Annotated in this window: 1 pseudogene; it reads right to left on the bottom strand. The window is 72.5% G+C overall.

The window, feature by feature from the left end:
• A pseudogene (locus F6Q13_RS12755) lies at positions 1-211 on the bottom strand (beta-ketoacyl synthase N-terminal-like domain-containing protein); the annotation flags it as partial.

Below are 211 nucleotides of genomic sequence, written 5' to 3'. Positions count from 1 at the left end.
CCATCCCCCCACCCTCGGACCAGCCGACCCCGTCGGCCGCGCCCGCATAGGGCTTGCACCGGCCGTCCGGCGCCAAACCCCGATGCCTGCTGAACTCCACGAAAACCGTTGGTGTGGCGTTGACGGTCACGCCGCCGGCCAGGGCGAGGTCGCATTCGCCGGACCGCAGCGCGGCCACCGCCATGTGCAGCGCCACCAGCGACGACGAGCA

The sequence above is a fragment of the Mycobacterium sp. genome (genome assembly GCF_008709575.1).
Taxonomy (GTDB): domain Bacteria; phylum Actinomycetota; class Actinomycetes; order Mycobacteriales; family Mycobacteriaceae; genus Mycobacterium.
The sequence above is the reverse complement of the archived record's forward strand: the minus strand, read 5'-3'. Positions and strand labels throughout refer to the sequence as shown.